22 protein-coding genes are annotated in these 24759 nt (G+C 62.3%); 11 read left to right on the top strand and 11 right to left on the bottom strand.

Going from position 1 to position 24759, the window contains the following annotated elements:
• Positions 1-128 precede the first annotated feature (128 nt).
• The 8 genes from HBJ59_RS19645 to HBJ59_RS19605 all read right to left on the bottom strand — a co-directional run bounded on the left by HBJ59_RS19645 (position 129) and on the right by HBJ59_RS19605 (position 10445).
• On the bottom strand, positions 129-1991 hold the full coding sequence (locus tag HBJ59_RS19645) for an FAD/NAD(P)-binding protein (protein ID WP_167664496.1): 1863 nt from the start codon (positions 1989-1991) through the stop codon (positions 129-131).
• Positions 1992-2170: 179 nt separating this feature from the next.
• Entirely contained in the window at positions 2171-3595 is a 1425-nt protein-coding gene (locus tag HBJ59_RS19640; protein WP_167664495.1) for a gamma-aminobutyraldehyde dehydrogenase, read from the bottom strand.
• Positions 3596-3773: 178 nt separating this feature from the next.
• Positions 3774-4583 carry an ABC transporter permease gene (locus tag HBJ59_RS19635; protein WP_003209553.1) on the bottom strand — a complete coding sequence of 270 codons (810 nt, stop codon included), beginning with the start codon at positions 4581-4583 and terminating at the stop codon, positions 3774-3776.
• Complete coding sequence (locus tag HBJ59_RS19630) at positions 4573-5502, bottom strand: ABC transporter permease (RefSeq protein WP_076017498.1); 930 nt, start codon at positions 5500-5502, stop codon at positions 4573-4575. The genes HBJ59_RS19635 and HBJ59_RS19630 overlap by 11 nt, the downstream gene beginning before the upstream one ends.
• 1 nt (position 5503) lies before the next feature.
• The gene (locus HBJ59_RS19625; RefSeq protein ID WP_167664494.1) at positions 5504-6538 is read right to left on the bottom strand and encodes an ABC transporter ATP-binding protein; all 1035 of its coding nucleotides are present in this window, start codon (positions 6536-6538) and stop codon (positions 5504-5506) included.
• A gap of 180 nt (positions 6539-6718) precedes the next feature.
• Positions 6719-7870, bottom strand: coding sequence for a putative ABC transporter substrate-binding protein YdcS (gene ydcS, locus HBJ59_RS19615; protein ID WP_076017496.1), 1152 nt, complete (start codon positions 7868-7870; stop codon positions 6719-6721).
• Positions 7871-7942: 72 nt separating this feature from the next.
• A complete protein-coding gene (locus HBJ59_RS19610; protein ID WP_172834529.1) occupies positions 7943-9400 on the bottom strand; it encodes a gamma-aminobutyraldehyde dehydrogenase in 1458 nt (485 codons plus the stop codon).
• A 133-nt stretch (positions 9401-9533) separates the two neighbouring features.
• On the bottom strand, positions 9534-10445 hold the full coding sequence (locus tag HBJ59_RS19605) for a LysR family transcriptional regulator (protein ID WP_003209548.1): 912 nt from the start codon (positions 10443-10445) through the stop codon (positions 9534-9536).
• A gap of 168 nt (positions 10446-10613) precedes the next feature.
• On the opposite strand from HBJ59_RS19605, the gene HBJ59_RS19600 reads away from it, so the two are divergent.
• Positions 10614-11327 (top strand): tellurite resistance TerB family protein, encoded by a 714-nt coding sequence (locus HBJ59_RS19600; protein ID WP_076017495.1) that lies wholly within the window; start codon positions 10614-10616, stop codon positions 11325-11327.
• A 798-nt stretch (positions 11328-12125) separates the two neighbouring features.
• Here the strand turns inward: HBJ59_RS19600 and HBJ59_RS19595 are convergent.
• Together HBJ59_RS19595 and HBJ59_RS19590 are read right to left on the bottom strand one after the other, a co-directional pair.
• A complete protein-coding gene (locus HBJ59_RS19595; protein ID WP_167664493.1) occupies positions 12126-12572 on the bottom strand; it encodes a winged helix-turn-helix domain-containing protein in 447 nt (148 codons plus the stop codon).
• Between the two features lie 72 nt (positions 12573-12644).
• Positions 12645-15863: a type III effector HrpK domain-containing protein gene (locus tag HBJ59_RS19590; protein ID WP_167664492.1), complete on the bottom strand. Its 3219-nt coding sequence runs from the start codon at positions 15861-15863 to the stop codon at positions 12645-12647.
• Between the two features lie 563 nt (positions 15864-16426).
• On the opposite strand from HBJ59_RS19590, the gene HBJ59_RS19585 reads away from it, so the two are divergent.
• The 7 genes from HBJ59_RS19585 to HBJ59_RS19555 all read left to right on the top strand — a co-directional run bounded on the left by HBJ59_RS19585 (position 16427) and on the right by HBJ59_RS19555 (position 22124).
• Complete coding sequence (locus HBJ59_RS19585) at positions 16427-16588, top strand: hypothetical protein (RefSeq protein ID WP_003207273.1); 162 nt, start codon at positions 16427-16429, stop codon at positions 16586-16588.
• Positions 16589-16703: 115 nt separating this feature from the next.
• Complete coding sequence (locus HBJ59_RS19580) at positions 16704-17597, top strand: FHA domain-containing protein (RefSeq protein WP_076014156.1); 894 nt, start codon at positions 16704-16706, stop codon at positions 17595-17597.
• A gap of 28 nt (positions 17598-17625) precedes the next feature.
• A complete protein-coding gene (locus tag HBJ59_RS19575; RefSeq protein ID WP_167664491.1) occupies positions 17626-17982 on the top strand; it encodes a hypothetical protein in 357 nt (118 codons plus the stop codon).
• Complete coding sequence (locus tag HBJ59_RS19570) at positions 17982-18317, top strand: lipopolysaccharide assembly protein LapB (protein ID WP_167664490.1); 336 nt, start codon at positions 17982-17984, stop codon at positions 18315-18317. The genes HBJ59_RS19575 and HBJ59_RS19570 overlap by 1 nt, the downstream gene beginning before the upstream one ends.
• Entirely contained in the window at positions 18314-20452 is a 2139-nt protein-coding gene (gene sctV, locus HBJ59_RS19565; RefSeq protein WP_167664489.1) for a type III secretion system export apparatus subunit SctV, read from the top strand. Before HBJ59_RS19570 ends, sctV begins: the two co-directional genes overlap by 4 nt.
• Positions 20449-21729 (top strand): type II and III secretion system protein family protein, encoded by a 1281-nt coding sequence (locus HBJ59_RS19560; RefSeq protein WP_076014153.1) that lies wholly within the window; start codon positions 20449-20451, stop codon positions 21727-21729. The genes sctV and HBJ59_RS19560 overlap by 4 nt, the downstream gene beginning before the upstream one ends.
• Positions 21730-21743: 14 nt before the next feature.
• Positions 21744-22124, top strand: coding sequence for a hypothetical protein (locus tag HBJ59_RS19555; RefSeq protein ID WP_076014152.1), 381 nt, complete (start codon positions 21744-21746; stop codon positions 22122-22124).
• A 545-nt stretch (positions 22125-22669) separates the two neighbouring features.
• Here HBJ59_RS19555 and HBJ59_RS19550 read toward each other — a convergent pair.
• A complete protein-coding gene (locus HBJ59_RS19550; RefSeq protein WP_167664488.1) occupies positions 22670-23434 on the bottom strand; it encodes a tetratricopeptide repeat protein in 765 nt (254 codons plus the stop codon).
• 48 nt (positions 23435-23482) lie between these two features.
• Between HBJ59_RS19550 and HBJ59_RS19545 the strand changes: the two genes are divergently transcribed.
• From HBJ59_RS19545 to HBJ59_RS19535, 3 genes are read left to right on the top strand one after another with little or no spacing between them, the layout of a single operon-like run.
• A complete protein-coding gene (locus HBJ59_RS19545; RefSeq protein ID WP_076014149.1) occupies positions 23483-24049 on the top strand; it encodes a type III secretion protein in 567 nt (188 codons plus the stop codon).
• A gap of 31 nt (positions 24050-24080) precedes the next feature.
• Positions 24081-24311: a hypothetical protein gene (locus tag HBJ59_RS19540; protein WP_003208330.1), complete on the top strand. Its 231-nt coding sequence runs from the start codon at positions 24081-24083 to the stop codon at positions 24309-24311.
• A gap of 9 nt (positions 24312-24320) precedes the next feature.
• A complete protein-coding gene (locus HBJ59_RS19535) occupies positions 24321-24758 on the top strand; it encodes a hypothetical protein (protein ID WP_167664487.1) in 438 nt (145 codons plus the stop codon).
• Position 24759 lies beyond the last annotated feature (1 nt).

Below are 24759 nucleotides of genomic sequence, written 5' to 3'. Positions count from 1 at the left end.
AAGCGACCCCGGCTCAGGCGATCGAAATCTTTCAGGAATATCTCGATCGCCTGGTTTGGGGCTGCTGCGCAGCCCAGCGGGAGCAAGCTCCCTCGCCACAATAACCTCTTTCTTCAGGAAAGCCGGGATTAGCCCACTTCTCCAACCGCCCGATACGCCTCATCAATCGCCGCATGGGCATACGCACTCCACGCTGCGTCCGAGTTGGCGATGCTCACATGCCCCAGCGGCTTACGCGCCAGGTCCTTCAGTTTTTCGCTTTCATCGGCATCGTCAAACAAGCTGTTGGAGAAGGTCGCATAGCCGTGTGACCAACGGTTGACAGTGATCGCCAGAATGTCGGTTTGGTGGTTGAAACCGCCCGGGCCGAGCATGCGTTGCAGTTGATCCCGCAGTTGCGTTTCCAGTTGTTCAAATGTCTGGCCATACAACTTGCCCCGGCCGGCGCGGGCCTGGTCGCGGCCGTTCATGCCGCTGTTGGGGCTGGTGGGCACGTAGACCATGTGCAAACCAATCGGCTGTGTCGGGTCGCGTGGGTGCTCGTAGCCGCCCATGCTTACCGGGTAGTCGAGCTTGATCCGGCTGTAAGGCTGGGTAGCCGCATAAATCTCATGCACCCCCAGCTTCTGGAATGACGTCCAGTTGCGCACCACCACTTTGGTGTAGACCAGCGGGTACTTCACGTTCTGGCTCAGGGCCTGGGCTTGTTCCGCTGGCAGGTCCCGCAGCAGGTACGGGATCATCATGTTGTAGCACGCCAGGATGCAGCGTTTGCCGCGTACCTGTGCGAGTTGGCCGCCACGGCTGTAGCCGATATGCACGCCGTCGCCGACGTTACGCACACTGACTGCCGTGCTGTTGAGGCGCACCCGTACCGGCGTCTTGGGCTGATCGAGCTTGGCGTAGTCAAACGGCGCCAGCACGATGTCATCCATGGTGTGCCCGGGCGCCACGGCCGGAATCAGGCTACGCACCAGCAACCGAGCGAGGGACGCGTTGCCGTCGGGGAAGTGGTAGATGTAGGGCTCTTCCATTTCTGCGGCGGCTTCTTCGCTGATGGGCGCGAGGTTCATGCCGCCAAAGCCCGGGAAACCCACGCTGTAGGCATCGGCCGAAGCCACGGCATCAATGCTCAGAGCCATGAAGTCGTTGGTGCGACTCTGGAAGTACTTCACCGCGCCTTCCGACAAGCCTACGTCCTTGAGCAGGAAGTCGCGGTAGCTGGTGGCCGCCAGATAGTCGGCCTTTTCTTCGGCGGATTTGCCCGGCAGGTAATCCTTGGGCGCGACGTGCAGGGCGATCAGCGCCTGACGGTCGGCCTCCGGCAATGGGAAATCATTGATGAAGTCGCTGATGGAGCGCGCATGCAATTGGTCCGGGGCGATATCGTCGGCCACCATCGGCGTCGGGTCCCCGGTGACCAGTTTGTCTTCGCCGAAGTTTTCCTTGTCGAAGAACACCCCGCGGGATAACCCCAGGCCCGGGTAGAACTGGCGGTCGAAGGCGGTCTCGAAACGCTTGATGTTCACCCCGAGTTTCTTCAACAGCCCGTTTACTTCCTTGCTGTAGAGATGGTTTGGCGACTGGAACGCTTCGCTACCGCCGTAACCGATGATCAGCCGGCCACCGGCCTGGAATTCATTGCGCTTGGCATGCCCGCCGAAGTCGTCGTGGTTCTCCAGGATCAGGATCTTCGCCTTTGGATGCTTCTCACGGTAGAACCACGCCGCCGACAAACCGCTCAAGCCACCGCCGACCACCACCAGGTCGTAGTCTTCGGTGATCGGCAATTTATCGGTGTCGAACACCTTCTTTTCCCAGCCCATCTGGTGGGCGATTTCGAACGAACCCACATGGCTGCCACGCAAGCCGGTGAGGCCAGGTGGGTAGTAGCGGCCATCGGGAGCGGCCTGGAGGATTTGCAGCGGGGTCATACCGGCGGCAATCGTGATGGCGACGCCGTTGAGGAAGTCGCGGCGGGTGATGTCCATGGGAACCTACGAATTATTTATTGTTATTAGGAGACCCCCTGTGGGAGCGGGCCGTTGTGGCGAGGGTGCTTGCTCCCGCTGGGCTGCGTAGCGGCCCCAAAAATCCTGGGAGCGCTTCGCACTCCAGCGGGAGCAAGCTCCCTCGCCACAGTGAGCCCGCTCCACAGGGGTAAAGGGTGTCAGTGCTTGAACATCACATGGCGAACGGTGGTGTAGTCCTCCAGGCCGTACATGGACATGTCCTTGCCATAGCCGGACAGTTTCTGACCGCCATGAGGCATTTCGCTGACCAGCATGAAGTGGGTGTTCACCCAGGTGCAGCCGTACTGCAAGCGCGCAGCCAGGCGGTGGGCGCGGCCGACGTCGGCGGTCCAGACCGACGACGCCAGGCCGTAGTCCGAGTCATTGGCCCAGCCCAATACCTGGGCCTCGTCGTTGAATTTGGTCACCGACACCACCGGCCCGAACACTTCGCGGCGCACGATCTCATCGTCCTGCTGCGCGTCGGCCAGCACGGTGGGCTCAAAGAAGAACCCGTTGCCTTCCACCGCCTTGCCGCCGGTCACCAGGCGGATATGGGATTGCGCCACGGCACGCTCCACAAACCCGGCCACACGGTCGCGATGCTGCGCGGTGATCAGCGGGCCCAGTTCGGTCTCCGGATCATCCTGCAAACCGTATTTGATGCTGGCGACTGCCGCGCCGAGCTTCTCGACAAACGCATCGTAGATATCGGCCTGTGCATAAATCCGGCACGCAGCGGTGCAATCCTGGCCAGCGTTGTAGAAACCGAAGGTACGGATGCCTTCCACGGCCGCGTCGATATCGGCGTCGTTGAAGATGATCACCGGCGCCTTGCCGCCCAGTTCCATGTGCATGCGTTTGACGCTGTCGGCGGTGCTGGAAATGATATTGGCACCGGTGGCAATCGAACCGGTCAGCGACACCATGCGCACTTTCGGATGATTCACCAGCGGGCTGCCAACGGTTGGCCCACGACCAAACACCAGGTTGAGCACACCGGCCGGGAAAATTTCAGCGGCCAGTTCCACCAGGCGCAACGCGGTCAGCGGGGTTTGTTCCGACGGCTTGAGCACCACGGTATTACCGGCGGCCAGCGCCGGAGCGATTTTCCAGGCGACCATCATCAGCGGGTAGTTCCACGGCGCGATGGAGGCAATGACGCCCACCGGGTCGCGGCGGATCATCGAGGTGTGCCCCGGCAGGTATTCACCGCCGGCCGAACCACTCATGCAGCGGCTGGCGCCGGCGAAGAAACGGAACACATCGGCCACTGCCGGGATCTCGTCGTTCAGCGCGGCGCTGTAGGGTTTGCCGCAGTTGTCCGACTCCAGCTTGGCCAGCTCTTCGCCGTGGGCTTCGATGGCGTCGGCGAGTTTCAGCAGCAGCAGCGAGCGGTCTTTCGGCGGAGTTTGCGACCAGCCTTCAAAGGCGCTGTCGGCGGCGCGCACGGCGGCGTCGACCTGGGCTCCGCTGGCTTCCTTGATCTCCACCAGCACCCGGCCCAACGCCGGGTTGAACACCGGCTGCGCCGGGCCTTCACCTTCGACCAGATGGCCGTTGATCAGCAGTTTGGTTTGCATGGTTCAGTCCTCTTAAAGCTGCATCGTTTCCCCTGCCGAAACCGGTTCAAGTGTGGGAGCGGGCTTGCTCGCGAATGCGGTCTTTCAGTTGATACATCACGTGACTGATACACCGCTTTCGCGAGCAAGCCCGCTCCCACATTTGAATCTCATTCCTTCAGTGGCAATGTGTTGTCAGTTATTTACCGCCACTACCGGCCACGCTTTCGCCGCCGCGGGTCAGGTAATAGGCACCCAGAATCGGGAACATCGTCACGATCATCACCAGCATCGCCACCACGTTGGTCACCGGCACATCCCGTGGCCGGCTCAACTGGTTGAGCAGCCACAGCGGCAAGGTGCGCTCGTGGCCGGCGGTGAAGGTGGTGACGATGATTTCGTCGAACGACAGCGCAAACGCCAGCATGCCGCCGGCCAGCAACGCCGAGCCGAGGTTGGGCATGATGATGTAGCGGAAGGTCTGCCAGCCGTCGGCACCGAGGTCCATCGAGGCTTCGATCAGGCTGTGGGAAGTGCGGCGCAAGCGCGCGATCACGTTGTTGTAGACGATCACCACGCAGAAGGTGGCGTGGCCGACGATGATGGTGAACATCCCCGGTTCAATCCCCAGGGTCTTGAAGGTCGCCAGCAACGCGATACCGGTGATGATCCCCGGCAGTGCAATCGGCAGGATCAGCATCAGCGAGATGCCTTGCTTGCCGAAGAACTCCCGGCGATACAACGCCGCCGACGCCAGGGTGCCGAGCACCATCGCAATCAGCGTGGCGATGGCGGCGATTTGCAGCGACAGCTTGATGGCTTCCAGCACGTCCGGCCGCGAGAAGGCCACGCTGAACCACTTCAGGGTGAAGCCCTGGGGTGGAAAGCTGAAGGCTGCCTCTTCGGTGTTGAAGGCGTAGAGGAAGATGATCAGGATCGGGAAGTGCAGGAAAACCAACCCACCCCAAGCCGCGATTTTTAAACTGAGTGAGGCTTTTTCAGAGTGCATCGAAGGCCCCCAGACGTTTGACGATGGACAGGTAAACCGCGATCAGCACGATCGGCACCAAGGTGAATGCAGCGGCCATGGGCATGTTGCCGATAGCGCCTTGCTGGGCGTAGACCATGCCGCCGACGAAGTAACCCGGCGGGCCCACCAGTTGCGGCACGATGAAGTCCCCCAGGGTCAGCGAGAAGGTGAAGATCGAACCCGCCGCAATCCCCGGCACCGACAGCGGCAAAATCACTTGCATGAAGGTCTGGCGCGGCTTGGCGCCGAGGTCGGCCGAGGCTTGCAGCAACGACGGCGGCAGGCGTTCAAGCGAGGCCTGGATCGGCAAAATCATGAACGGCAGCCAGATGTACACAAACACCATGAACCGCCCCAGGTGCGAGGTGCTCAAGGTGCTGCCGCCCACGCCGGGAATGCCCATGATGAATTGCAGCGCCGGCTCCAGGCCCAGGTGCTGCACGAACCACTGCGCCACGCCGCCCTTGGCCAGCAGCAGGGTCCAGGCGTAGGCCTTGACGATGTAGCTGGCCCACATCGGCATCATCACCGCGATGTAGAAAAACGCCTTGGTCTTGCCCGTGGTGTAGCGCGCCATGTAATAGGCGATGGGGAAGGCCACCACGGCACTGGCGATCGACACCACAATCGCCATGCTCAAGGTGCGCACGATGATGTCGAAGTTCGATGGCTGGAACAGGGCGGCGAAGTTGGCCAGGGTCAGGTCCGGCGTGACCGCCATGGTGAAGTCATCAAACGTATAGAAGCCTTGCCACAGCAAGGTCAGCAGCGAACCCAGGTAGATCGCACCGAACCAGATCAGCGGCGGCACCAGCAGCAACGACAGGTACAGGTTGGGCTTCTTGTACAGCAGGTTGGAAAACCTGCGCATCGGGGGTTGGGACAGGGCCAGGCTCATGTCACACCTCGCCTGCGATGTCGGTCAACGGCGTCATGGCTTCCCGCGCCCAGCGCGCGGTGATGGACTGGCCGACCTGATGCCCGGCGGTGGTGTCCAGCCATTGATTGTTGGCCTGGCTGATGTTCAGGGCCTGGCCGTTTTCCAGTTTCAGTTCGTAGCGGGTGGCGCTGCCCTGGTACTGGATATCGTGCAGCAGGCCGCTGACTTCTATTTCGCCACTGCCCAGCGGGCCTTCGGCGAAACGCACGTGTTCCGGGCGGATCGAGAACGGCTGCGGGTTGCCGCTCAAGCGTTGCGCCAGCTCGCCGCGAATCACGTTGGAGGTGCCGACAAACTCTGCGACGAAGGTGGTGGCGGGCTTCATGTACAGGTTGCGCGGGGTGTCGACCTGTTCGATACGGCCTTTGTTGAACACCGCCACGCGGTCGGACATTGACAGCGCTTCGGTCTGGTCGTGGGTGACGAAGATGAAAGTGATGCCGAGCTGGCGCTGCAACTTCTTCAGTTCGCTTTGCATCTGCTCGCGCAGCTTCAGGTCCAGAGCGCCCAAGGGCTCATCGAGCAGCAGCACACGAGGACGATTGACCAGCGCACGGGCCAAGGCCACCCGTTGACGCTGGCCGCCAGAGAGTTGCACCGGCTTGCGGTCGCCGTAGCCGCCGAGGGCAACCATGCCCAGGGCTTCTTCGGCACGGTCAAGGCGTTCGGTCTTGCCCACGCCTTTGACTTTCAGGCCGTAGGCCACGTTGTCCCGCACGTTCATGTGGGGGAACAGCGCGTAATCCTGGAACACGGTGTTCACGTCGCGTTGATAGGGCGGCAAACCGGCGGCTTCTTCACCGTGAATGCGGATGGAGCCGGCACTCGGCTGCTCGAAACCGGCGATCAGGCGCAGGCACGTGGTTTTGCCCGAGCCGGAAGGGCCGAGCATGGAAAAGAACTCGCCGTCCTGGATATCGATGGAAACCCGGTCAACGGCTTTCACTTCGCCGAACTGACGGGAAACGTGGGTGAATTGGACTGCAAGCGTCATCGTGCGGTGCTCCAAAAAAGGCGCGTCTTGTGAAAATTAAATCGGAGGTAGAGGTGATCGTTCCCACGCTCAGCGTGGGAACGCCTCCTGTGACGCTCTGCGTCACGACGTTAAAAGCGGACGCGGAGCGTCCAGGGCTGCATTCCCACGCGGAGCGTGGGAACGATCAACTAGGGCGGGCTAGCGGCCGCCCATGATCGCGATGTAATCCTGGGTCCAGCGGCTATACGGCACAAACTTGCCGCCTTCAGCCTGCGGGGTTTTCCAGAAGGCGATCTTCTCGAACTGGTCGAAACCGTTGGTCTTGCAACCCTCTGCGCCGAGCAATTCGCTCTCCTTGCACGCAGCGGGAACCGCCGGCAACGAACCGAACCACGAGGCCACGTCACCCTGGACCTTCGGCTGCAGAGACCAATCCATCCACTTATAGGCACAGTTCGGGTGCTTGGCTTCGGCGTGCAACATGGTGGTGTCCGCCCAGCCGGTAGCGCCTTCCTTCGGAATGGTCGAGGCAATCGGCTGTTTCTCGTTGACCAGGCCGTTGACCTGGTACGGCCACGCGCTGGACGCCACCACGCCTTCGTTCTTGAAGTCACTCATTTGCACGGTGGTGTCATGCCAGTAGCGGTGGATCAACGGTTGCTGGGCGCGCAACAGGTCGAGCACGGCCTTGTACTGGGTTTCGGTCAGTTCGTACGGGCTCTGGATGCCCAGTTCCGGCTTGGTAGCCTTGAGGTACAAAGCCGCATCGGCGATGTAGATCGGGCCGTCATAGGCCTGCACACGGCCTTTGTTTGGCTTGCCGTCCGGCAGGTTCTGCGCTTCAAACACCACGTTCCAGCTGGTGGGCGCGGTCTTGAACACGTTGGTGTTGTACATCAACACGTTCGGGCCCCATTGGTACGGCGTGCCGTACGTTTGCTGGCCGACGACATACCACGGCGCATCTTTGAGGCGCGGGTCGATGTTCTTCCAGTTGGGAATTAGCGAGGTGTTGATCGGCTGCACGCGCTTGCCGCCGATCAGGCGCAGCGAGGCATCGCCCGACGCGGTGACCAGGTCGTAGCCGCCCTTGGCCATCAAGCTCACCATCTCGTCAGAGGTGGCGGCGGTCTTGACGTTGACCTTGCAGCCGGTCTCTTTTTCGAAACCGGTGACCCAGTCGTAGTTCTTGTCGCTTTCGCCACGTTCGATATAGCCGGGCCAGGCGACGATATCCAACTGGCCTTCGCCGGCGCCGACCGCCTTGAGCGGTTCGGCGGCCTGGATACTGACACTGGCCAGCAGCGCGGTGGTCAGGGCACTGAGCAGTGCGGTCTTGTGCGCAGACATGGGGGTTCCCTCTTCTTTAATTATGGTCGGGGCAGTTTTTGCAGCAGGTGATGCGAGAGCGTAGTTGTTGTTTTAAAGATGCTGGCCGTGGCGCGCCATGATGTGCCGCACCACGCTGTAGTCCTGAAGCGAATCACTGGACAGATCTTTCCCATACCCCGAACGCTTCAAGCCGCCGTGGGGCATTTCGCTGACCAGCATGAAATGGCTGTTGATCCAGGTGCAGCCGTATTGCAGGCGCGACGCCACCTGCATGGCCTTGTCCAGGTTCTGGGTCCAGACGGAGGAGGCCAGGCCGTATTCCGAGTCGTTGGCCCAGTCCACGGCCTGCTCCAGCTCGTCGAAGCGGGTCACGGTGACCACCGGGCCGAACACTTCGCGCTGCACGATTTCATCATTCTGTTTACAACCGGCCAGCAAGGTTGGCTGGTAGAAGAAGCCGGCACCGGAATGCACGGCGGCGCCGGTGATGCGTTCGATATGTGGCTGGCCGAGGGCGCGTTCGACAAAACTGGCCACCCGGTCGCGCTGGCGCGTGCTGATCAGCGGGCCGAGTTCGTTGTCGGCATCGCGCTTGCCGGCAAACCGCAGGCTGCTGACGGCGGCGCCGAGGTCGGCCACCAACTTGTCGTGAATGCCCGCCTGGGCGTAGATGCGGCACGCGGCGGTGCAGTCCTGGCCGGCGTTGTAATACCCGTAGGCGCGCACGCCTTCGACCACGGCTTGCAGGTCGGCGTCGTTACACACGATCACTGGAGCCTTGCCGCCCAGTTCCAAGTGGGTGCGCTTGAGGGTCTTGGAGGCGGCCTGGAGGATTTTTTGCCCGGTGACGATATCGCCGGTCAACGACACCATGCGCACCTTCGGGTGGCTGACCAAATGGCTGCCGACGCCTTCGCCGCCGCCACACAGGATGTTGATCACCCCGCGCGGCAACAGCTGGCTCAGCACGGGCGCCAGGGCCAGGATCGACAGTGGCGTATGTTCCGAAGGCTTGAACACCAGGGTATTGCCGGCGGCCAGGGCCGGGGCGATCTTCCAGGCGGCCATCATCAGCGGGTAATTCCAGGGCGCAATCGAGGCGACCACGCCAATCGGGTCGCGGCGCACCATGCTGGTGTAGCCCGGCAGGTATTCACCGCTGAGCTGCCCGGTCTGGCAGCGCACGGCACCGGCAAAGAAGCGGAACACATCGACAGTGGCACTCAAATCGTCCTGGCGCGCCAGGTGCAACGGTTTGCCGCAGTTCAGCGATTCCAGGCGGGCGAGGTAGTCGGCTTGTTTTTCGATGGCATCGGCGATGCCCAGGAGAATGTTCGAGCGCTGTTGGGGCGTGGTCCGTGACCAACCGGCAAAGGCGCGGTGGGCGGCGAGAATCGCGGCTTCAACCTGTTCGGTGCTGGCCTCGGCGATATGCGTGAGGATTTCGCCGGTGGCCGGGTTGATGATCGGCTCGACAAAACCTTCGCCTGCGACCAGTTCGCCGTCGATCAGCAACGCAGTGAGCAGCGGTGTGGGCGCGCCAGACATTTTTCGCGATCTCTTTTCTTGTGTGGTCATGGCTGTTCTCTTACGAGGCGCCTGACCTTCTCTTATGGGATGAGCAGAGACTAGAGGTCAGGCGCGAGGTCAACAAATACTAAATACTGAAAGCAGCATTCGATTAAATAGATGGCTTGCGTGGGTGGGGCTGTTCACGGGCTACCGTCAGGAACGGGTCCACCAACGCCGGGCGCGCCGTGCCCCGGCGCCAGGCCAGGCCCACGTCGAGGGTTTGGCTAAGGTCGGCAATCGGCCGGGCTTCGATAATGTCGCCTTCCAGGGACCAGGGGCGGTAGGTCATGTCCGGCTGGATCGACACGCCGAGGCCGGCGGCCACCAGGCTTCGTACGGCTTCCGTCGAGGCGGTGCGCAAGGTGACGCGGGGTTGCAGCCCGGCGCCGGTCCACATGCGTTGGGCGTTGTGGCCCATTTCATCGACGTTCAGTTGAATCAGCGGTTCGCGGGCAACGTCGGCGAGGTTGATGCTGTCGTGTTCCAGCAGCGGGTGCTGGGCGGGCAGCCATAAACGATGGGGCGAGTGGGTGAGCACTTCGGTTTGCAGGGCGTGGCGGTCTTCGAGGTTGGAGAGGATCAGCACGCCAACGTCGATTTCACCGCTGACCAGCAAGTGTTCGATATAGGGGCGTTCGTCTTCCATTACGCGGATTTCGACATTGGGGTAGGCGCGCTGGAAACGCGTGAGCAAATCCGCCAGGTAGTAGCCGGCGACCAGGCTGGTCACGCCGATGATCAATTGCCCGGCGACCTGATCGGTGCTCTGTTGCAGGCTGCGCTTGGCGTTGTCGACGGTGGCAAGGATCAGGTGCGCCTGGCGCAGGAACTGGTGGCCCTGGTGGGTCAGGGTCATGCCCTTGGCGTGGCGGTTGAACAGGTTGACGCCGATTTCCTGTTCCAGTTGCTGGATCGCCAGGGTCAGGGTGGACTGGGAGATGAAGGCGGTCTGGGCGGCGGCGGAGATCGAGCCGGTCTCGGCCACGGCGATAAAGTGACGGATCTGACGCAAGGTCATCATGCTGGAATTACCAGTGGGGTGTTTTTATAGATTTGTTCGAGTGTATATCGTTTTAATTGAGGGGTAAGCGCGTTACATCTGGAAGCACTCTAGATCGGGGGTTTTTGGCACTTAGTTTTACGCTGGGAGCCTATTGGTCCTGTGAACCCTAGTTTCTGGAGGCTGTGAATGAATACCCGTGGATTGCTCGATCAACTGCTCAAATCCGGGCAGGACATGTTGCAGAACAAGGCTGGCGGGCAGCGCAAGTCAGATGACAAAGGTGCCCTTGGCGGCCTGCTGGGCGGCGGCGGGTTGGGTAGCTTGCTCGGCGGTGCCGGTGGTGGGGCCCTCGCGGCTGGTGCCATGGGCCTGTTGATGGGCAACAAGAAAGCCCGCAAGTTTGGCGGTAAGGCGCTGACCTACGGTGGGTTGGCGGCGCTGGGGGTGATTGCCTACAAGGCGTATGGCAACTGGCAGGCGCAGCAGGCCAATGCGCCTCAGGGCGAGCCGCAGACCATCGACCGCCTGCCGCCGGCGCAAGTCGAGCAGCATAGCCAGGGGATTTTGAAGGCGTTGGTGGCGGCGGCCAAGGCTGACGGGCATGTGGATGAGCGGGAGCGGGCGTTGATCGAAGGGGAGTTTTTGAAGCTGGACAGTGATCGTGAGTTGCAGCAGTGGTTACATGCTGAGCTGAACAAGCCTCTTGATCCGGCAGATGTGGCTAGGGCTGCCAGCACTCCGGAGTTGGCTGCCGAGATGTATATCGCCAGTGTGATGTTGGTGGATGAGGAGAACTTCATGGAGAAGTCGTATCTCGATGAGTTGGCGCGGCAGCTTAAGTTGGAGCCTGGGTTGAAGGCTGAACTGGAGAAGCAGGTGCGGCAGGCTGTGGTGGTTTGATTGGGTACATATCCGTTATTTAGGTAACGGCTACTTATGGTTCCGCTCTTACAGCGGGTCACTTTTGAAAAGCGCAAAAGTAACCAAAACGCTCTGCCCCGCCTGTCGGCACCTCGCCTAGGCTCGGTGTTCCCTCACTCCGGCATTACTCCGCGGGCCGCCGCGACGGGCCATCCATGGCCCGGCGCGGCTAAACCGGCGTCCTGCCGGTTTACCCGCTCCGCAATACCTGCGTTCGGCCTCGGGCTGAATGGGGCAGTCAGATCAAAATCAAAAGCAAGAGCACAGCGGCCTACCGGCCGGCTTGAGTGTTAGAAGCAGAGGCAAGATCCAGAGCGAAAGCAGAGCTGCTTTTCTGTAGGAGCGAGCTTGCTCGCGAAAAACCTGAGACCGCCGCGTTGAATCAGGATGCCCACGTCATCGTTAACGACCTTCGCGAGCAAGCCCGCTCCCACATTTGGACCGTGCCCGCTTTAGCTTCTGATCTTGCTATTGCTGTTGCTCCACCACACTCAAGCCGGCCGGTAGGCCGCTGTGCCCTTGATCTGCTTTTGATCTTGATCTTAGGCGCCCCGTTAAACCACGCTGGCCGAACGCAGGTAGTACGGAGCGGGTAAACCGGCAGGACGCCGGTTTAGCCGCGACGGGGCAGGGACGCCCCGTCGCGGCGGCCCGCTTCGTGCTGCCGGAGCTGAGGGCACACCGAGCCTAAGCGAGGTGCCGAGTGGTGGGGCAAGAGCCTTTTGGTTACTTTTGGGCTCCTTTCAAAAGTGACCCGCTGTAAGAGCGGAACCCCTATCAGCCGTTACCCAAATACTGGATATGCCCCCGATCCAAATCACCCCCCAAACAACGCCGACAGCTATAAACCCCCAACACCACGGGCTTTTTCAGCGCCTCACGCTCAACCCAGGTCGGCGCGACAAACCGATACCCCTGGCCCGTCGCCGTCGCGATATACACCGAATCTTCATCCCCCAACGCCCGGCGGATCGCCTTGATCTGCGCCCGCAGGTTGCATTCCTCCACCACCAACCGTGGCCAGGCGATGTCCAGCAATTGGGTCTTCTCCAACAGCTCACCAGGCCGGGAGGCGAGGGCAATCAGCAACGTCAGGGCCCGATTCCCCAAACTCACCGGCTCACCGTTTTTCAGCAGCAGATGACGTTTGGGCAGCAGGCGATAAGGCCCAAAGTGAATTTCAAAAGCGCTGTCTTCAAGTCGGCTGCGTTGTGAATACGTCATGTGATTAACCTTTATGCTCGTTCAAGACACAGCCCCACGCGCCTCCCTTTCACGCAAGGCTGCAAAGAAGGTTCAGGTGTTGATCGCCGGGATCGGATCTTCCGGATAATCGCCCGGTTCCGTCGGCCCGCCAGTCAAACCATATTGCTTGAGCACCGGCACAAGCTGCCCATAGAACGCGTCCTGCGCCTTGCCATGAGCATCGGCCAGGGCGAAGGGCAGGAAGGCGCTGCCGATCCCGCCGAGAATCGCCGTAGCCCCACCGAGGATGCCGCTGATGGTCCCGGCCACCGCGCCGATTTCCGTAGCGCCATACAACCCGGCCCCGGCCTCCACCAATCCGGCCACCGCCGCACCCGTGCCCAGCACACCGGTGGCCACCGAGAAACTGCCGCTCAGGTAATCACCTTTTTTCAACGAGTCGACACCGCCAATCACCCCGATCACGCCGCCGATAATCCCGCCCGCCGAGCCGATAATCTTCCCGACCGCACCGAGATTGGCGATTTGCTGCGGACTCAGCGGGCCCTTGCCCACGGGCACCTTGCCGGGGAAGTCACCGATGGTGCCGCCGTCCGGACGATTGACCCACGTGATGCCGTAACCCGCCTCCTTGGCGTATTTGGTGCCACCCTCCATCAACAACCCGGCAAATTGCAGGCCGGCGGATACCCGGTTCGCGTCCGCCACCGGCGTGTTGCTGCCGCTGGCCGAACGGGCCATCAGCACGCCGCTCATCAACACCGCACTGCCGATGTGCAGCAGGCCTTGCTTGAACGCCGGGCTGACGTCGCCGAACTTCATGCCTTCGATGGCCTTGGGCAATGCGTCGGCGATCTTGTCGCCCTGACGCCCGATGTCCCATACCGAACGCAGCATCGACACCACTTGCGCCGGGTCGATCTTGCCGCCGTCCGAGGTGACGAACATCTGCGGGTCTTTCTGCTGGGCGTCGTTGATCGCCGCGGTGACTTTGGCTTCGTCGAAGTTGCCCTTGCCGTCCCCCAAAGTGATGTTCAGGGTGTCGGTGGTGGCGCCGCCGAGCAGCGCATCGCCAAGCGCTTCGTTGAAGTTCACCTGCAAGGTGGCGGCGTCCTCTGCTGAGGCTTTGTCGCCGAGGAAGGCCTGGGCCGAGGCAGTGCTGGCGGCGAAGCTGCTGGCCGCGACGGTCGGGTCCATGCCACCGGCCACCGCGTCGGTGAAGGCTTTGCCGGTCACCAGTTCGGTCTTGTAATACTGCTGGACGTTGTCGCTTTGCCCGGCCTTGTCGGCGATGCCGGTCAGGTCCACGTGGCCGTTGCCCCCCAGCGCCAGGTTGGCGATGGTGGTGTCGTTGGCCGCGTTTTGCAGGCCCATGCCCATGTCGATCTGCTTGCCGTTCTGGTCCTTGGCGTTGAGGTTGTCGTTGAGGTTTTTGCCGGTCTCGATGCTATTGGTGTAGTAGTCCTGCATCGCGACTTTCAGGCTCGGGTTGCTGTCGACGATGTCGGCCAGTGCCGGGCCGCGATTGTTTTGCAGGAAGCCTTGCACGTCCGGATCGGCCGAGAGGGTTTCGATGCCGCTTTGCAGCTGCGCCTTGATCTTGTCTTCGTTGGGGTTGAGGCCGTAGTGGGGCGAGGTGTACTTGTCCATCAGCCCGGAGTGGGGTACGTAGTCGCTCACCAGCAGGCGGGTTTGCGCATCGGTGAGTTGCACCAGTACTGCGGCTTTCTGTTCGCCGCTGTAGTTCTGCGGGTTGGCCAGGATGTCGGCGGTCAGGCCCGAGGTGTCGACGCCGGCGACGGCATCCCGGGTGGCGGCACCGTCGAGGAAGGTCAGGGTGTCGCTGTCGGTTTTCGGTGCCTGTTTTTCCAGCCAGGCGCCGATGTTGTCGCGGGTGCCGATGCCGTCCGACTTGCCGGTGGCCGGGTTGTCGCCACCGGTTTCCAGGGCATGGAACATCCCGGGTCTGGACCACATGGCCGCCGCGCCGGTCAGCTCGGTACTCAGTGCCGAATCGCTGCCCAAGGCTTGCAGGTTGTCGGTGCGCAGCATGCCGTCGTTGCTGCGCTGGTTGGCGTCACCGGGGCGCATCGCCGGACCCGCGCCGGCAGCCAGGCTCTCGTTGGCCATCAGGATCGCCGCCGACTTGGCGTTGGCCTTGGCCAGGTCGCCGGGGTGGCTGCCGAGGAAACTGCCATAGGATTTCGACGCGGCGCCGAGGTCCTTGCCGGCGTTGTCGATGAAGTGGTCGACGTCCGAATGGGTGATCACGTTGTCGGCCTTGCCGCGCCCGCCGGTGTCCAGCGCGGCCATCAGGCTCGGGCTGCTGGCCACGTACTTGAGCACGGCCTGGGCTTCGGGCGGCAGGGTCGTCGGCGGGTTGGCGAAGTCGATCGGCGCGCCGTGCAGGCCCCAGGCGTCCCAGTTTTGCGAGAGCAATTGCGCGGCCGCCTTCGGCCGGTTCAGGTCGAGTTCTTCCTTGGTCGGCGTGCCGCTGGTGTTGCCGGTGATGGTGTCCCAGTCCTTGGCGCCGGATACGCCGAACGACGACGTGTCGATCCAGGACGTGTCCGAGGCACCCGCGGCGCCGGTGCTGCCGGCATACAGTTTGGCCACCTGGTCGTACAGCGCGGGGGTGATGTCCTGGGACACGATCACCTTTTCGCCTGCGGCGGTGGTATAGCGAATCAGGCCTGGACCGACTTCCTCGGGCGGGCCGATCTTCGCGGCCGGGTCCATGGTTTCGGTGGGGCCGGCCAGGCGGTAGCCCTCGGACTGGCTGGCGTTGATCGCGAAGAGCTTGGCCGAATCGCCGCTGACCTGAGCGAACAGCGCGGGCGTTTCCTTCTGGCTGACCACGATTTTGTCGCCGGCGCTGGTCTCGTAGCGGATCAACCCCGGGCCCAATTCCGTGGTACTGCCGATCGCCTTGTAATTGCCCAAGCCGGGCGCCACGGTGCTGGCGTCGGCCTCCTTGTAGCCGGCGCTTTTGCTGTCAGCCAGGTTCTTCTCAAGCGTCGCGTCGCTTTGCTGCGCGTTGTACTGGTTGACCAATTGCTCAAACAGCCGGGGGTTGTCGACCTGCTTGAGGGTCACCGGCTTGTCGCTGCCCAGCGGGGTGTAGGTGATGCTGTTGTTCACCGGTGCCTGCACGTTCTGGTAAGGCAGCGGGATGGACGGGCCGCGGATTTTCGAGGGGTCGAATACCGGCCGGTCGACGGCGGTGAACAGGGCTTTTTCGAACGTGCTCCGGGAGCCATCCGGGCCCTTGTTGTCAGCAGGATCAAGGCCATTCGGGATCGCAGTCATAGATCACCTGGAAGTTGTCTTATATCAATCGATATTTAGTGCAAGTGCACTAACTGGGGCGGGCGAAAGTTGCGAAGTGTTATTGAACAAGCCCGCGCCGAGCTATCAAACGCGATGATCAAGTCGCTTTTGTTACAAATGGCAATATCTGCAAAGTTGGGCAATTGGCTATTAGGTAAAAGTGTGAAGTTGTTTGCGTTATTTTCATAAATTGTTGGGTAGTCAACGTTTTTGCCCTGGCGTTATTGGCTTCCGCATTGTTCAAAACCGTTCATGATTAAGCGAAAGGCCCCGTAATCATTGGGTTTCTTCATGTATTGGATTTTTAACAAAAGTTCCACGCTCGCCTGGGGATGAGATTTTCTCAACGGCAGGTTGAGCCGGATTTTTCACAGCGCCCACCGCGAACGTTTCACAAGCTTTCACAGCGAAGGCGTTTTATTCGTGAGTAGTATGGGTCCCATGCAAACCGACAGCTGCATTGCCAACTCATTGTCTGACGCTGGGAGTTCGGTTCGGTTTGCATGCGGCTTAACTTCCCTATCGATGCAAGGAGATTGAACATGGCTACTACTCCACCAGTAAGTGCAGGCGGCGCCGACGACGCTATCGCGAAGATGGAAGCAACTTTCAACATGGCCATCGAGAAGTCGGCCAAGATCACCGAGATCAGCACCGCGAAAAAAGCAGAGCTCGACGCCACCAAACAGCGTCCGCAGAACTGATTCGCCATACGGGCAGCGCCGGCGCTGCCCGTATACCTGCGTTACCCCGTTGCACCGTTGTTGATCGGCACAGGTGTGGTTGCGACCTGTGATTCTCAAGGGGGCAAACCCAACCATGACAGCCTTGATTTCCCTGGGCCTGCCCGCCGCGAACGGCGCGCCGACCCTGCTCGTGACCCACGGTTTGCACCAGGGCAGTTCCCTGATGCTCGACCAGCCGGTCTACACCCTTGGCGCCGCGCTGGCTGCCGACCTTCTGCTCAGCGATCCCGGAATCGCCGAGCTGCATCTGCGCCTGCGTTTTGAAGGTGCACAGGTGGCCGTCGAAGCCCTTGGCGGTGATGTCCTGATCACTGGCACTGCCGGTGATATCCGTATTCCCCAAGGCAGCGGCCATCGCGCGCGGCTGCCGCTGCAACTGCGCATCGGCACGGCGGGTGTGAGCCTGGTGCTGCCGGGCAGCTCTGAAAAACCGCTTGTGGCAACACGCACATTCACCCCGTGGATCATCGCCAGCGCCTTGCTGTTCGTGTGCGCAGGTGCCTTGGCATTTCGCAACGATCCACCGCAAGCGCAAGCCGTACAGCCGGTCACCGAAAAAACCGCAGCCAAGCCTTCCCGTGCCGAGGCCAAGGCCTGGTTCGAAGGGCAATTACAAGCCGCCCACCTGGACGCCGTGAAGGTCAGCGACGTCGACGGCCAGCTCAATGCCGTCGGCTCTTTCGAGCGGGCACAGAAGCCCCAGTGGGTGGCCTTGCAACAAGCCTTCGACCAGCGTTATGGCCAGCAGATTGTGCTCAACCCGCGGGTCGCGGTGCGTGCGGATGCGGCCCGACCCCGGGTGCGCTTTCAGGCGGTGTGGTTCGGCACTCATCCCTATGTGATCAACGACAGCGGCAAGCGCCTGTACCCCGGCGCGGCCCTGGCCGACAACTGGGTACTGGAACGCATCGAGAACAACCAGGTGATCCTCGCCCGTGGCGAAGAACGCTTCACCTTCACCCTATGACGCTGCTTTTTTCAGCTAAGGCCCCGGGATGAAAGTCGAACCCCGTCCGTTGATTCCCAGTGATGTGCGCAGCGCGCCGGTCGAGGCGATCCGCCCGGTCAATTCGCGCCAGGCCACCGCCTTCGAGGCCGTGCTGAAAACCCGCAAGGTCCAGTCCCGCCGCTCCCTGCGCAGTGACCTGGAAGAACTCACCAGCGCCGCCGGCGTCGACTCGCTGCTGTTCGGCAGCGCACGTTCCCTGGAGTTGCTGGATCACGTGATGCAGCACCTGTTGCCGAACCTCGACGCCGAGCCGCAGATCAAGGCGCTGGCCCATGACCTGATCAGCGAGGAAATCGACATGCGCCGCACCCTCGAACAACAACGCTCGGAGGTCCAGGCCTGATGTCCCGGGATAACGATGACGCGGTGCAATTGCTCAAGGGCATTGGCGAGCTCTACCGGCGCAACGGCCAGTCTCAGCGTGCGCTGGTGATGTTGCTGATTGCCGTGAGCGTGGCGCCCGACGACGGCCTGCTGCTGCGCTCGCTGGTGCTGGCGTTCACCGACAGCGGCGACTTTACCCGCGCACTCACGGCCTTGGACCGCCTGGTGGCGCTGGAAGGCGAGTCCGCCAGCCTGTTGCTGCTGCGCGCTCGGGCGCTGTGGTACGGCGAACGCAAGGACGAAGCGCGCCAGTGCTTCAAACGCTACCTGGCTGCACGGAGAGTGGCGCCATGAACCTGCTCAACCGCCTGAACGGCATCGCACGCATGGCCGCCCAGCGTACCGACGTGATCATCGTCGCGTTCATGCTGATGGCGATTGTGATGATGATCATCCCGTTGCCCACCTACCTGGTGGACATGCTGATCGGCCTGAACATCGCCCTGAGCATCCTGATCCTGATCGTCGCCTTCTACATCGGCCACTCGGTGGAATTCTCGGCGCTGCCGCCGCTGATTCTGCTCAGCACTCTGTTTCGCCTGTCGCTGTCCATCACCACCACCCGCTTGATTCTGCTGCACGGCGACGCCGGCCACATCGTCAAGGCCTTCGGCGACTTCGTGATTGCCGGCCAGGTGGTGGTGGGCATGGTGGTGTTCCTGATCATCACCGTGGCCCAGTTCGTGGTGATCACCAAGGGCGCCGAGCGGGTTGCCGAAGTGGCGGCGCGCTTCACCCTGGACGCGATGCCCGGCAAACAGATGAGCATCGACAACGACCTGCGCAACGGCGATATCGACCAGGCCGAAGCCCGTCGCCGGCGCTCACGCCTGGAGCGCGAGAGCCAGATGTTCGGCGCGATGGACGGGGCGATGAAGTTCGTCAAGGGCGACGCGATTGCCGGGTTGGTGATCCTCGCGGTCAACCTGCTGGGCGGCATGCTGATCGGCATGATCGAGCGCGACATGGCGTTCGGCGCGGCGGTGCACACCTATTCGCTGCTGACCGTGGGCGACGGCTTGATCGCACAGATCCCGGCGCTGCTGATCTCCGTCGCGGCGGGCACCGTGGTGACGCGGGTCAACAGCGACGGCGAGGCGGGTGACCTCGGCAGCGAGATTCTCAAGCAGTTGGGCGCCAGCTACCGGGCCCTCGGCCTGACCGCATTGATCATGGTCGGCGTCAGCGTGATCCCGGGCTTTCCGACCTGGGTATTCCTGGGTTTGTCACTGGTATTTGGTGGCGCGGCGTTCGTGATGTACCGCCGCCATACCCGTGAAAATCAGGTGGAACCCGAGGCGCTGATCGAGACCCTGGAACCGGAGGTGGAAGTGCAGGCCGAGCAGGATTATGGCGTGGCCCCCGACACGCGGGTGCTGCTGACCCTCGGCAGCGCCTTGGCCCTCAGCGCACCGCGCCAGCTGTTGAGCCAGCGCATCGAAGCGCTGTGTCACGACATTCGCAGCGACCTCGGCGTCGATATGCCGGTGCCGGGCATTCACGTGGACGCCAAGGCCACGCCGGGCAGCTTCCGCGTGTCCCTGGAAGGCGTGCCGGTCAGCGAAGGCGAGATGCCGATCAACTGCCTGTTGTTGCAGGACGATCCGGTGCACGTGCAACTGCTGGACATCGCCACCCTGCAAGCCGATTCGCCCCTCAATGGCCGCGCCGCACACTGGATCGAGCGCCAGCACGAAGACGCGTTGCGCACCGCCGGCATCGGTTTCCTGCTACCGGATGAGGTGCTGCGCGGCGTGCTGGAGCGCAGCCTGCGCCGCTATGCCGCGGATTTCCTTGGCATTCAGGAAACCCGCCTGCTGCTTGAACGCACCGAAGCCACCTACGGTGAACTGGTCAAGGAAGCCTTGCGCCTGGTGCCGTTGCAGCGGGTGGCCGAGACCCTGCGCCTGCTGGTGGGAGAGGGCGTGTCGATCCGCAATCAACGGGCCTTGCTCGAAGCCATGGTGGAGTGGGGCGCCCGGGAAACCGACGCCGGCCGCCTCGCCGAACACCTGCGCGCCGCGTTGGCGCGGCAGATCAGCCATCAATACGCCGACCGCAATCGGGTGATTGGCGCCTTGGTACTGGCGCCGGGGTTGGAAGACCAACTGCGCGCGTCCCTGCGGCGCCAGGAGCCGAGCCGCGAAGTGATCCCGGAGGAGGTCAACCGCGCCTTGCTCGCCCAACTGCGCCAGGCCTGCGACAAAACCCTCGAGGCCAACAGCGCGGTATTGCTGGTGCATCCGGAATTGCGCCGCAGCCTGCGTCGCTTGGTGCTGCGCGGTGAACTGGAGCTGGCGGTGCTGTCGTTTCGCGAACTGGCCACCGAATACAACCTGCAAGCGCTGGTGACCATCAGCCTCACCGATATCTCCAACCGCCGTGCACCTGCCGCGGCTTCCGTCACTTCCCTGGCGTCTGCCTCATGATCCGTTTTTCTCTGTTGTTGCTGACGTTGGCGTCGTTTTTGTGCAGCGCCCAGGACATTGCCAATGGCGCCCAAGGCTCCATCAGCCTGGCCTCCGGAGAAGGCCGGATCCTGCATTTTGTGGCCCCGGTGGAGTCGGTGCTGGTGGCCGAACCGGGGATTGCCGACCTGCAAGTGGTGTCGCCCGGTGTGATCTATATCTTCGGCAAGGCCCCGGGCAATACCAGCCTGATTGCCCTGGGCAGCGACGGCAAACAGCTTGCCAGCCTGAGCCTGGCGGTCAGTAGCGCGACCCAGGCAGTGACCGCGCCGATGCAGGAATTGCATCCCGGCAATGGCGCGCAGATCAGCGGCGCGGGCAACCGCTTGATCGCCAAGGGCACGGTGCGCAGCGTGGGCGAGGCGACGGATTTGAATGCCTTGCTCAACCCCCAGGGCCAGGGTTTCCAGAGCGCGGTCAACACCACTGAATATGCCGGTGCGGCCCAGGTCAATTTGCGCGTGCGGTTCGCTGAAGTGTCCCGCTCGGAGCTGCTGCACTACGGCGTGAACTGGAACGCCATGTTCAGCAACGGCACGTTTTCCTTCGGGCTGATCACCGGTGGGCCATTGGCAGCGGCGACCGCAGGTGGCTTGGCGGCGGCGGGCAGCGGTTCGGGCAACACCAATATCGACGGCATGCTCGACGCGTTGCAGGCCAACGGGATTCTGCAAATCCTGGCCGAGCCGAATATCACCGCGATGACCGGGCAGACCGCAAGCTTCCTGGCGGGCGGCGAAGTGGCGATTCCGGTGCCGGTGAATCGGGATCTGGTGGGCATTGAATACAAGTCGTTCGGCGTGTCGCTGCTGTTCAACCCGACCTTGCTGCCCAACGGACGTATTGCTCTGCAAGTGCGCCCGGAGGTCAGCAGTGTGGTGAGTGGCGGGACGGTGGATTTCGGCAATTTCCATGTGCCGTCGTTCAGCGTGCGCCGCGCCGATACGCGGGTGGAAGTGGGCAGCGGGCAGACGTTTGCGATTGCCGGTTTGTTCCAGCGTGAGAGCAGCCAGGACATCGAGAAGCTGCCGTTGCTGGGGGACTTGCCGATCCTGGGCAACCTGTTTCGCTCCAAGCGTTTTCAGCGCAACGAAACCGAGTTGGTGATTTTGATCACGCCGTATCTGGTGGAGCCGGTGCGCAGCCGCACGTTGGCCACGCCGCTGGATGCGCAGCCTGCAACCGCCGCAGCGGCGGGGCCGCGCAGTGGTGGGGCGTTCGGTTTTTACATGAATTGATGAGGGGGCATGTCATGAAAGTTTCGCGTTTGTTGATGTGTTTGCCCTTGTTGGTGGTGGGCTGCAAGACGCATTTGGCACCGGTGTATTACTCGCCGCAGTATCAGGCGGATGGGTTGCCGAGCCAGTGCCAGCAGCCGCCGGCCAAGGATGAGATTGGGCTGGATGAGGATTTCAAGGCGACCTTGCCGTTGGGGTGTGCCAACAATTTGAATTTGATGCAGATGGTGGAGCAGCGGCAGGATTTGAATCAGGGGCGGGCCACCGGGCCGGCGATGGCGGCGCCGGTTGGGCGGGCGGCGCAGGTGTATATCGAGGGGTTTGATCGGGAGCAGTTGCAGCGGCGTCAGGCTCAGCAAGAGGCCAAGGCGGGCGCTCCGGGAGCGGAGCAATGACCGTGCGTACGCATTCCCCCTGTGGGAGCTGGCTTGCCTGCGATAGCGGTATTCCAGGTCCAGCAGATCCATCTGTCACACCACAGACTAACTGTGGGAGCTGGCTTGCCTGCGATAGCGGTTTTCCAGGCCCAGCAGATATGTCTGTCCCACCACTGCCCAAATGTGGGAGCGGGCTTGCTCGCGAAAGCGGTCTGGCAGGCGACCGGGATCTTGAAGCTTACCGTGTACATATCCATTCCTGCGGTAACGGCTTCTTATGGTTCCGCTCTTACAGCGGGTCACTTTTGGCAAACGCCCCAAAAGTAACCAAAAGGTCTTTGCCCCACCACTCGGTGCCTCGCCTAGGCTCGGCATGCCCGCACTCCGGCCCGGCTCCGCAGGCCGCCGCGACGGGCCATCCATGGCCCGGCGCGGCTAAATCGGCTTCCCTGCCGATTTACCCGCTCCACCGTGCCTGCTTGCGGCCATCGTGGTTGACGGGGCCTGATAGATCAAAAGCAAGATCAAAAGCAGGGCAACAGCAACAGCAACAGCAGTTGGGTTTAGTGCGTGTCCACCAATCCCAATTCACGCGCTTGCGCGACCGGATCGCTGATGGCTTTGATGCGGTTGGCTTCTGTGATCAGGCGTGGACGCTCAGCCGCCGGTATATCGTCCAGCGGCAAACCGGCCACTCGTTGTTCGTATCCCGCCAATACCAGCACCAACAATTCATTTCGCTGATGCCGTGGCAACGCGCGGGGCGATTGGGTGACGGGGGCGATGGTGTCCAATGCCTGTTGCGACTGGCCGCCAAGGGCGTAGGCCAGGGCCAGGTTGCAGCGGCTGTCGAGGTCGTCGGGTTGCAGGTTCAGGCTTTTACCGAAGGCGGTTTGTGCCGCCACCGCCTGGCCGTTCAGCACTTGGGCGATGCCCAGTCGGGTGTACGCGACCGGCGACTGGTTGGCCTCTGCGGCTTGGCCCAGGGCCGTCACGGCGCGTTGGGTTTTGCCCAGGCGCAGTTGCGCGGTGCCCAGTCCCAGCAAGGCGTCGGCGTTGTGCGCTTGGAGGCCGAGGGCTTGTTGGAAGGCGCGTTCAGCACCGGGCGCGTCGTTGCCGTCGAGCCGCGCCTGGCCGAGTTTGAGCCACAGGTCGATGCCGGCGCCCGGTTGCTGGGCCGCACGTTCGTACAGCGCCGCCGCGCTGGCGTAGTCGCCGCGTTTGTTCAGGTCGTTGGCCAGTTGCACCGAGCGATCGGTATCGCTCGGCGCAGTACTGGAACAGGCGGCCAGCAACAGGCTGCCGGCAAGCAAAAAGTGTTTGGTCATCGTCACAACTCGTTGGGCGAAGGCGGACGTCATGTAAGCATATTTTCCATGGCGCTCCTATGTCTGTCGGTGCTGTTTGGCGCCTCGATTGCCCACGCCGACGAAGAGCCCGAATGGTTTGCCAAACCCTACGCCTACGTACTGGTGGATCAGGACGTGCGCGCCGCCCTCGAGGAGTTCGGCCACAACCTCGACATCCCGCTGGTGCTCTCGGACAAGGTGCGTGGCAAGGCCCGCAGCACCGTGCGCGCCGCCACCGCCGGGGAGTTTTTGCAGACGCTGTGCAGCACCAACGGCCTGACCTGGTACTTCGACGGCAACCTGTTGTACCTCAATGCCAGCGACGAAATCACCACCAAGCTATTCAAGGCCAGTGCCCTGAACCTGGACCAGTTGCAGGCGTATTTGAACAACCTCGATGTGTTCGGCCAGCAGTTGTCGATGCGCAATGGTCCCGAGGGCGATGAAGTCTTTGTGTCCGGGCCGCCGCCGTACCTGGCGCTGGTTCAGCAGCATGTGGATCACCTGCAACCCAAGGCCGCGGCGCCCGTCGTCGCGCGCGAGCACGGCGTGCGAGTGTTTCGCGGTGCCCAGGTGAGCACTGAAACCCCTTGATTCACCCCAACCCCAGTAAAGGAGCATGACCATGTCCGTAACCGCCGTAGACAGCAACCTCGCCCCCGGTGGCGCCAGCCCTGAAGCCAAGTTCAACGCCGCGGTGGATAACGCCAAGAGCGCCGACAAACCGGAGATGACCGACGCCGAATTCACCGATGCCCTGATCACCCAGGCGGTCACCATCGGCGGTCAATTCATCATCATGCCCAAGGCGCAGGAAATGCTGAATGACGCCATGTCCGATGACGACGAAGAGTAGGGCGCACCCATGACCATCAGTCTCGCTGCCAGCGCCACGGCCTTGCCGCCGTCCGCCGGCGCGGGGCCCGCCGGGGCCTCGCAGAATCTGTTCGAGCACATGGCCAATACGGCCAAGGGCATGCCCGAGGGCGCCAGCCCCCATCAGATCGGCTCGGGCCTGATGGAGCGCCTGAACAGTTTTATCGACCGCTCCCGGACCTTTTCCGAGCGCGCCGATTTGCTCACCAATAACCCGTCGGCGCCGCCGCCAGTGGCCGCTGCAGATATCCGCACCTCGGGCGCCTCGCCCACTGCAGAACCGGGCAAGAAAGTCGCCGAGCAGCAGGTCGACCAGATCGTCCATTCACTGGGCAAGATGTTCGACTACTCCATCGAAACCCAGATGGTGGTGCGCGGTGCGACGCAGATTTCCGGTTCCGCCAACACGCTGCTCAAGGGTCAATAAC

The sequence above is a fragment of the Pseudomonas sp. AN3A02 genome (assembly GCF_011765255.1).
Lineage (GTDB): Bacteria > Pseudomonadota > Gammaproteobacteria > Pseudomonadales > Pseudomonadaceae > Aquipseudomonas.
The sequence above is the reverse complement of the archived record's forward strand: the minus strand, read 5'-3'. Positions and strand labels throughout refer to the sequence as shown.

Bases quoted from the DNA above. Each gene is read 5' to 3' on its own strand.
- HBJ59_RS19645 (WP_167664496.1), bottom strand. From the start codon at position 1,991: ATGGACATCACCCGCCGCGACTTCCTCAACGGCGTCGCCATCACGATT.
- HBJ59_RS19640 (WP_167664495.1), bottom strand. From the start codon at position 3,595: ATGCAAACCAAACTGCTGATCAACGGCCATCTGGTCGAAGGTGAAGGC.
- HBJ59_RS19635 (WP_003209553.1), bottom strand. From the start codon at position 4,583: ATGCACTCTGAAAAAGCCTCACTCAGTTTAAAAATCGCGGCTTGGGGT.
- HBJ59_RS19630 (WP_076017498.1), bottom strand. From the start codon at position 5,502: ATGAGCCTGGCCCTGTCCCAACCCCCGATGCGCAGGTTTTCCAACCTG.
- HBJ59_RS19625 (WP_167664494.1), bottom strand. From the start codon at position 6,538: ATGACGCTTGCAGTCCAATTCACCCACGTTTCCCGTCAGTTCGGCGAA.
- ydcS (WP_076017496.1), bottom strand. From the start codon at position 7,870: ATGTCTGCGCACAAGACCGCACTGCTCAGTGCCCTGACCACCGCGCTG.
- HBJ59_RS19610 (WP_172834529.1), bottom strand. From the start codon at position 9,400: ATGTCTGGCGCGCCCACACCGCTGCTCACTGCGTTGCTGATCGACGGC.
- HBJ59_RS19605 (WP_003209548.1), bottom strand. From the start codon at position 10,445: ATGATGACCTTGCGTCAGATCCGTCACTTTATCGCCGTGGCCGAGACC.
- HBJ59_RS19600 (WP_076017495.1), top strand. From the start codon at position 10,614: ATGAATACCCGTGGATTGCTCGATCAACTGCTCAAATCCGGGCAGGAC.
- HBJ59_RS19595 (WP_167664493.1), bottom strand. From the start codon at position 12,572: ATGACGTATTCACAACGCAGCCGACTTGAAGACAGCGCTTTTGAAATT.
- HBJ59_RS19590 (WP_167664492.1), bottom strand. From the start codon at position 15,863: ATGACTGCGATCCCGAATGGCCTTGATCCTGCTGACAACAAGGGCCCG.
- HBJ59_RS19585 (WP_003207273.1), top strand. From the start codon at position 16,427: ATGGCTACTACTCCACCAGTAAGTGCAGGCGGCGCCGACGACGCTATC.
- HBJ59_RS19580 (WP_076014156.1), top strand. From the start codon at position 16,704: ATGACAGCCTTGATTTCCCTGGGCCTGCCCGCCGCGAACGGCGCGCCG.
- HBJ59_RS19575 (WP_167664491.1), top strand. From the start codon at position 17,626: ATGAAAGTCGAACCCCGTCCGTTGATTCCCAGTGATGTGCGCAGCGCG.
- HBJ59_RS19570 (WP_167664490.1), top strand. From the start codon at position 17,982: ATGTCCCGGGATAACGATGACGCGGTGCAATTGCTCAAGGGCATTGGC.
- sctV (WP_167664489.1), top strand. From the start codon at position 18,314: ATGAACCTGCTCAACCGCCTGAACGGCATCGCACGCATGGCCGCCCAG.
- HBJ59_RS19560 (WP_076014153.1), top strand. From the start codon at position 20,449: ATGATCCGTTTTTCTCTGTTGTTGCTGACGTTGGCGTCGTTTTTGTGC.
- HBJ59_RS19555 (WP_076014152.1), top strand. From the start codon at position 21,744: ATGAAAGTTTCGCGTTTGTTGATGTGTTTGCCCTTGTTGGTGGTGGGC.
- HBJ59_RS19550 (WP_167664488.1), bottom strand. From the start codon at position 23,434: ATGACCAAACACTTTTTGCTTGCCGGCAGCCTGTTGCTGGCCGCCTGT.
- HBJ59_RS19545 (WP_076014149.1), top strand. From the start codon at position 23,483: ATGGCGCTCCTATGTCTGTCGGTGCTGTTTGGCGCCTCGATTGCCCAC.
- HBJ59_RS19540 (WP_003208330.1), top strand. From the start codon at position 24,081: ATGTCCGTAACCGCCGTAGACAGCAACCTCGCCCCCGGTGGCGCCAGC.
- HBJ59_RS19535 (WP_167664487.1), top strand. From the start codon at position 24,321: ATGACCATCAGTCTCGCTGCCAGCGCCACGGCCTTGCCGCCGTCCGCC.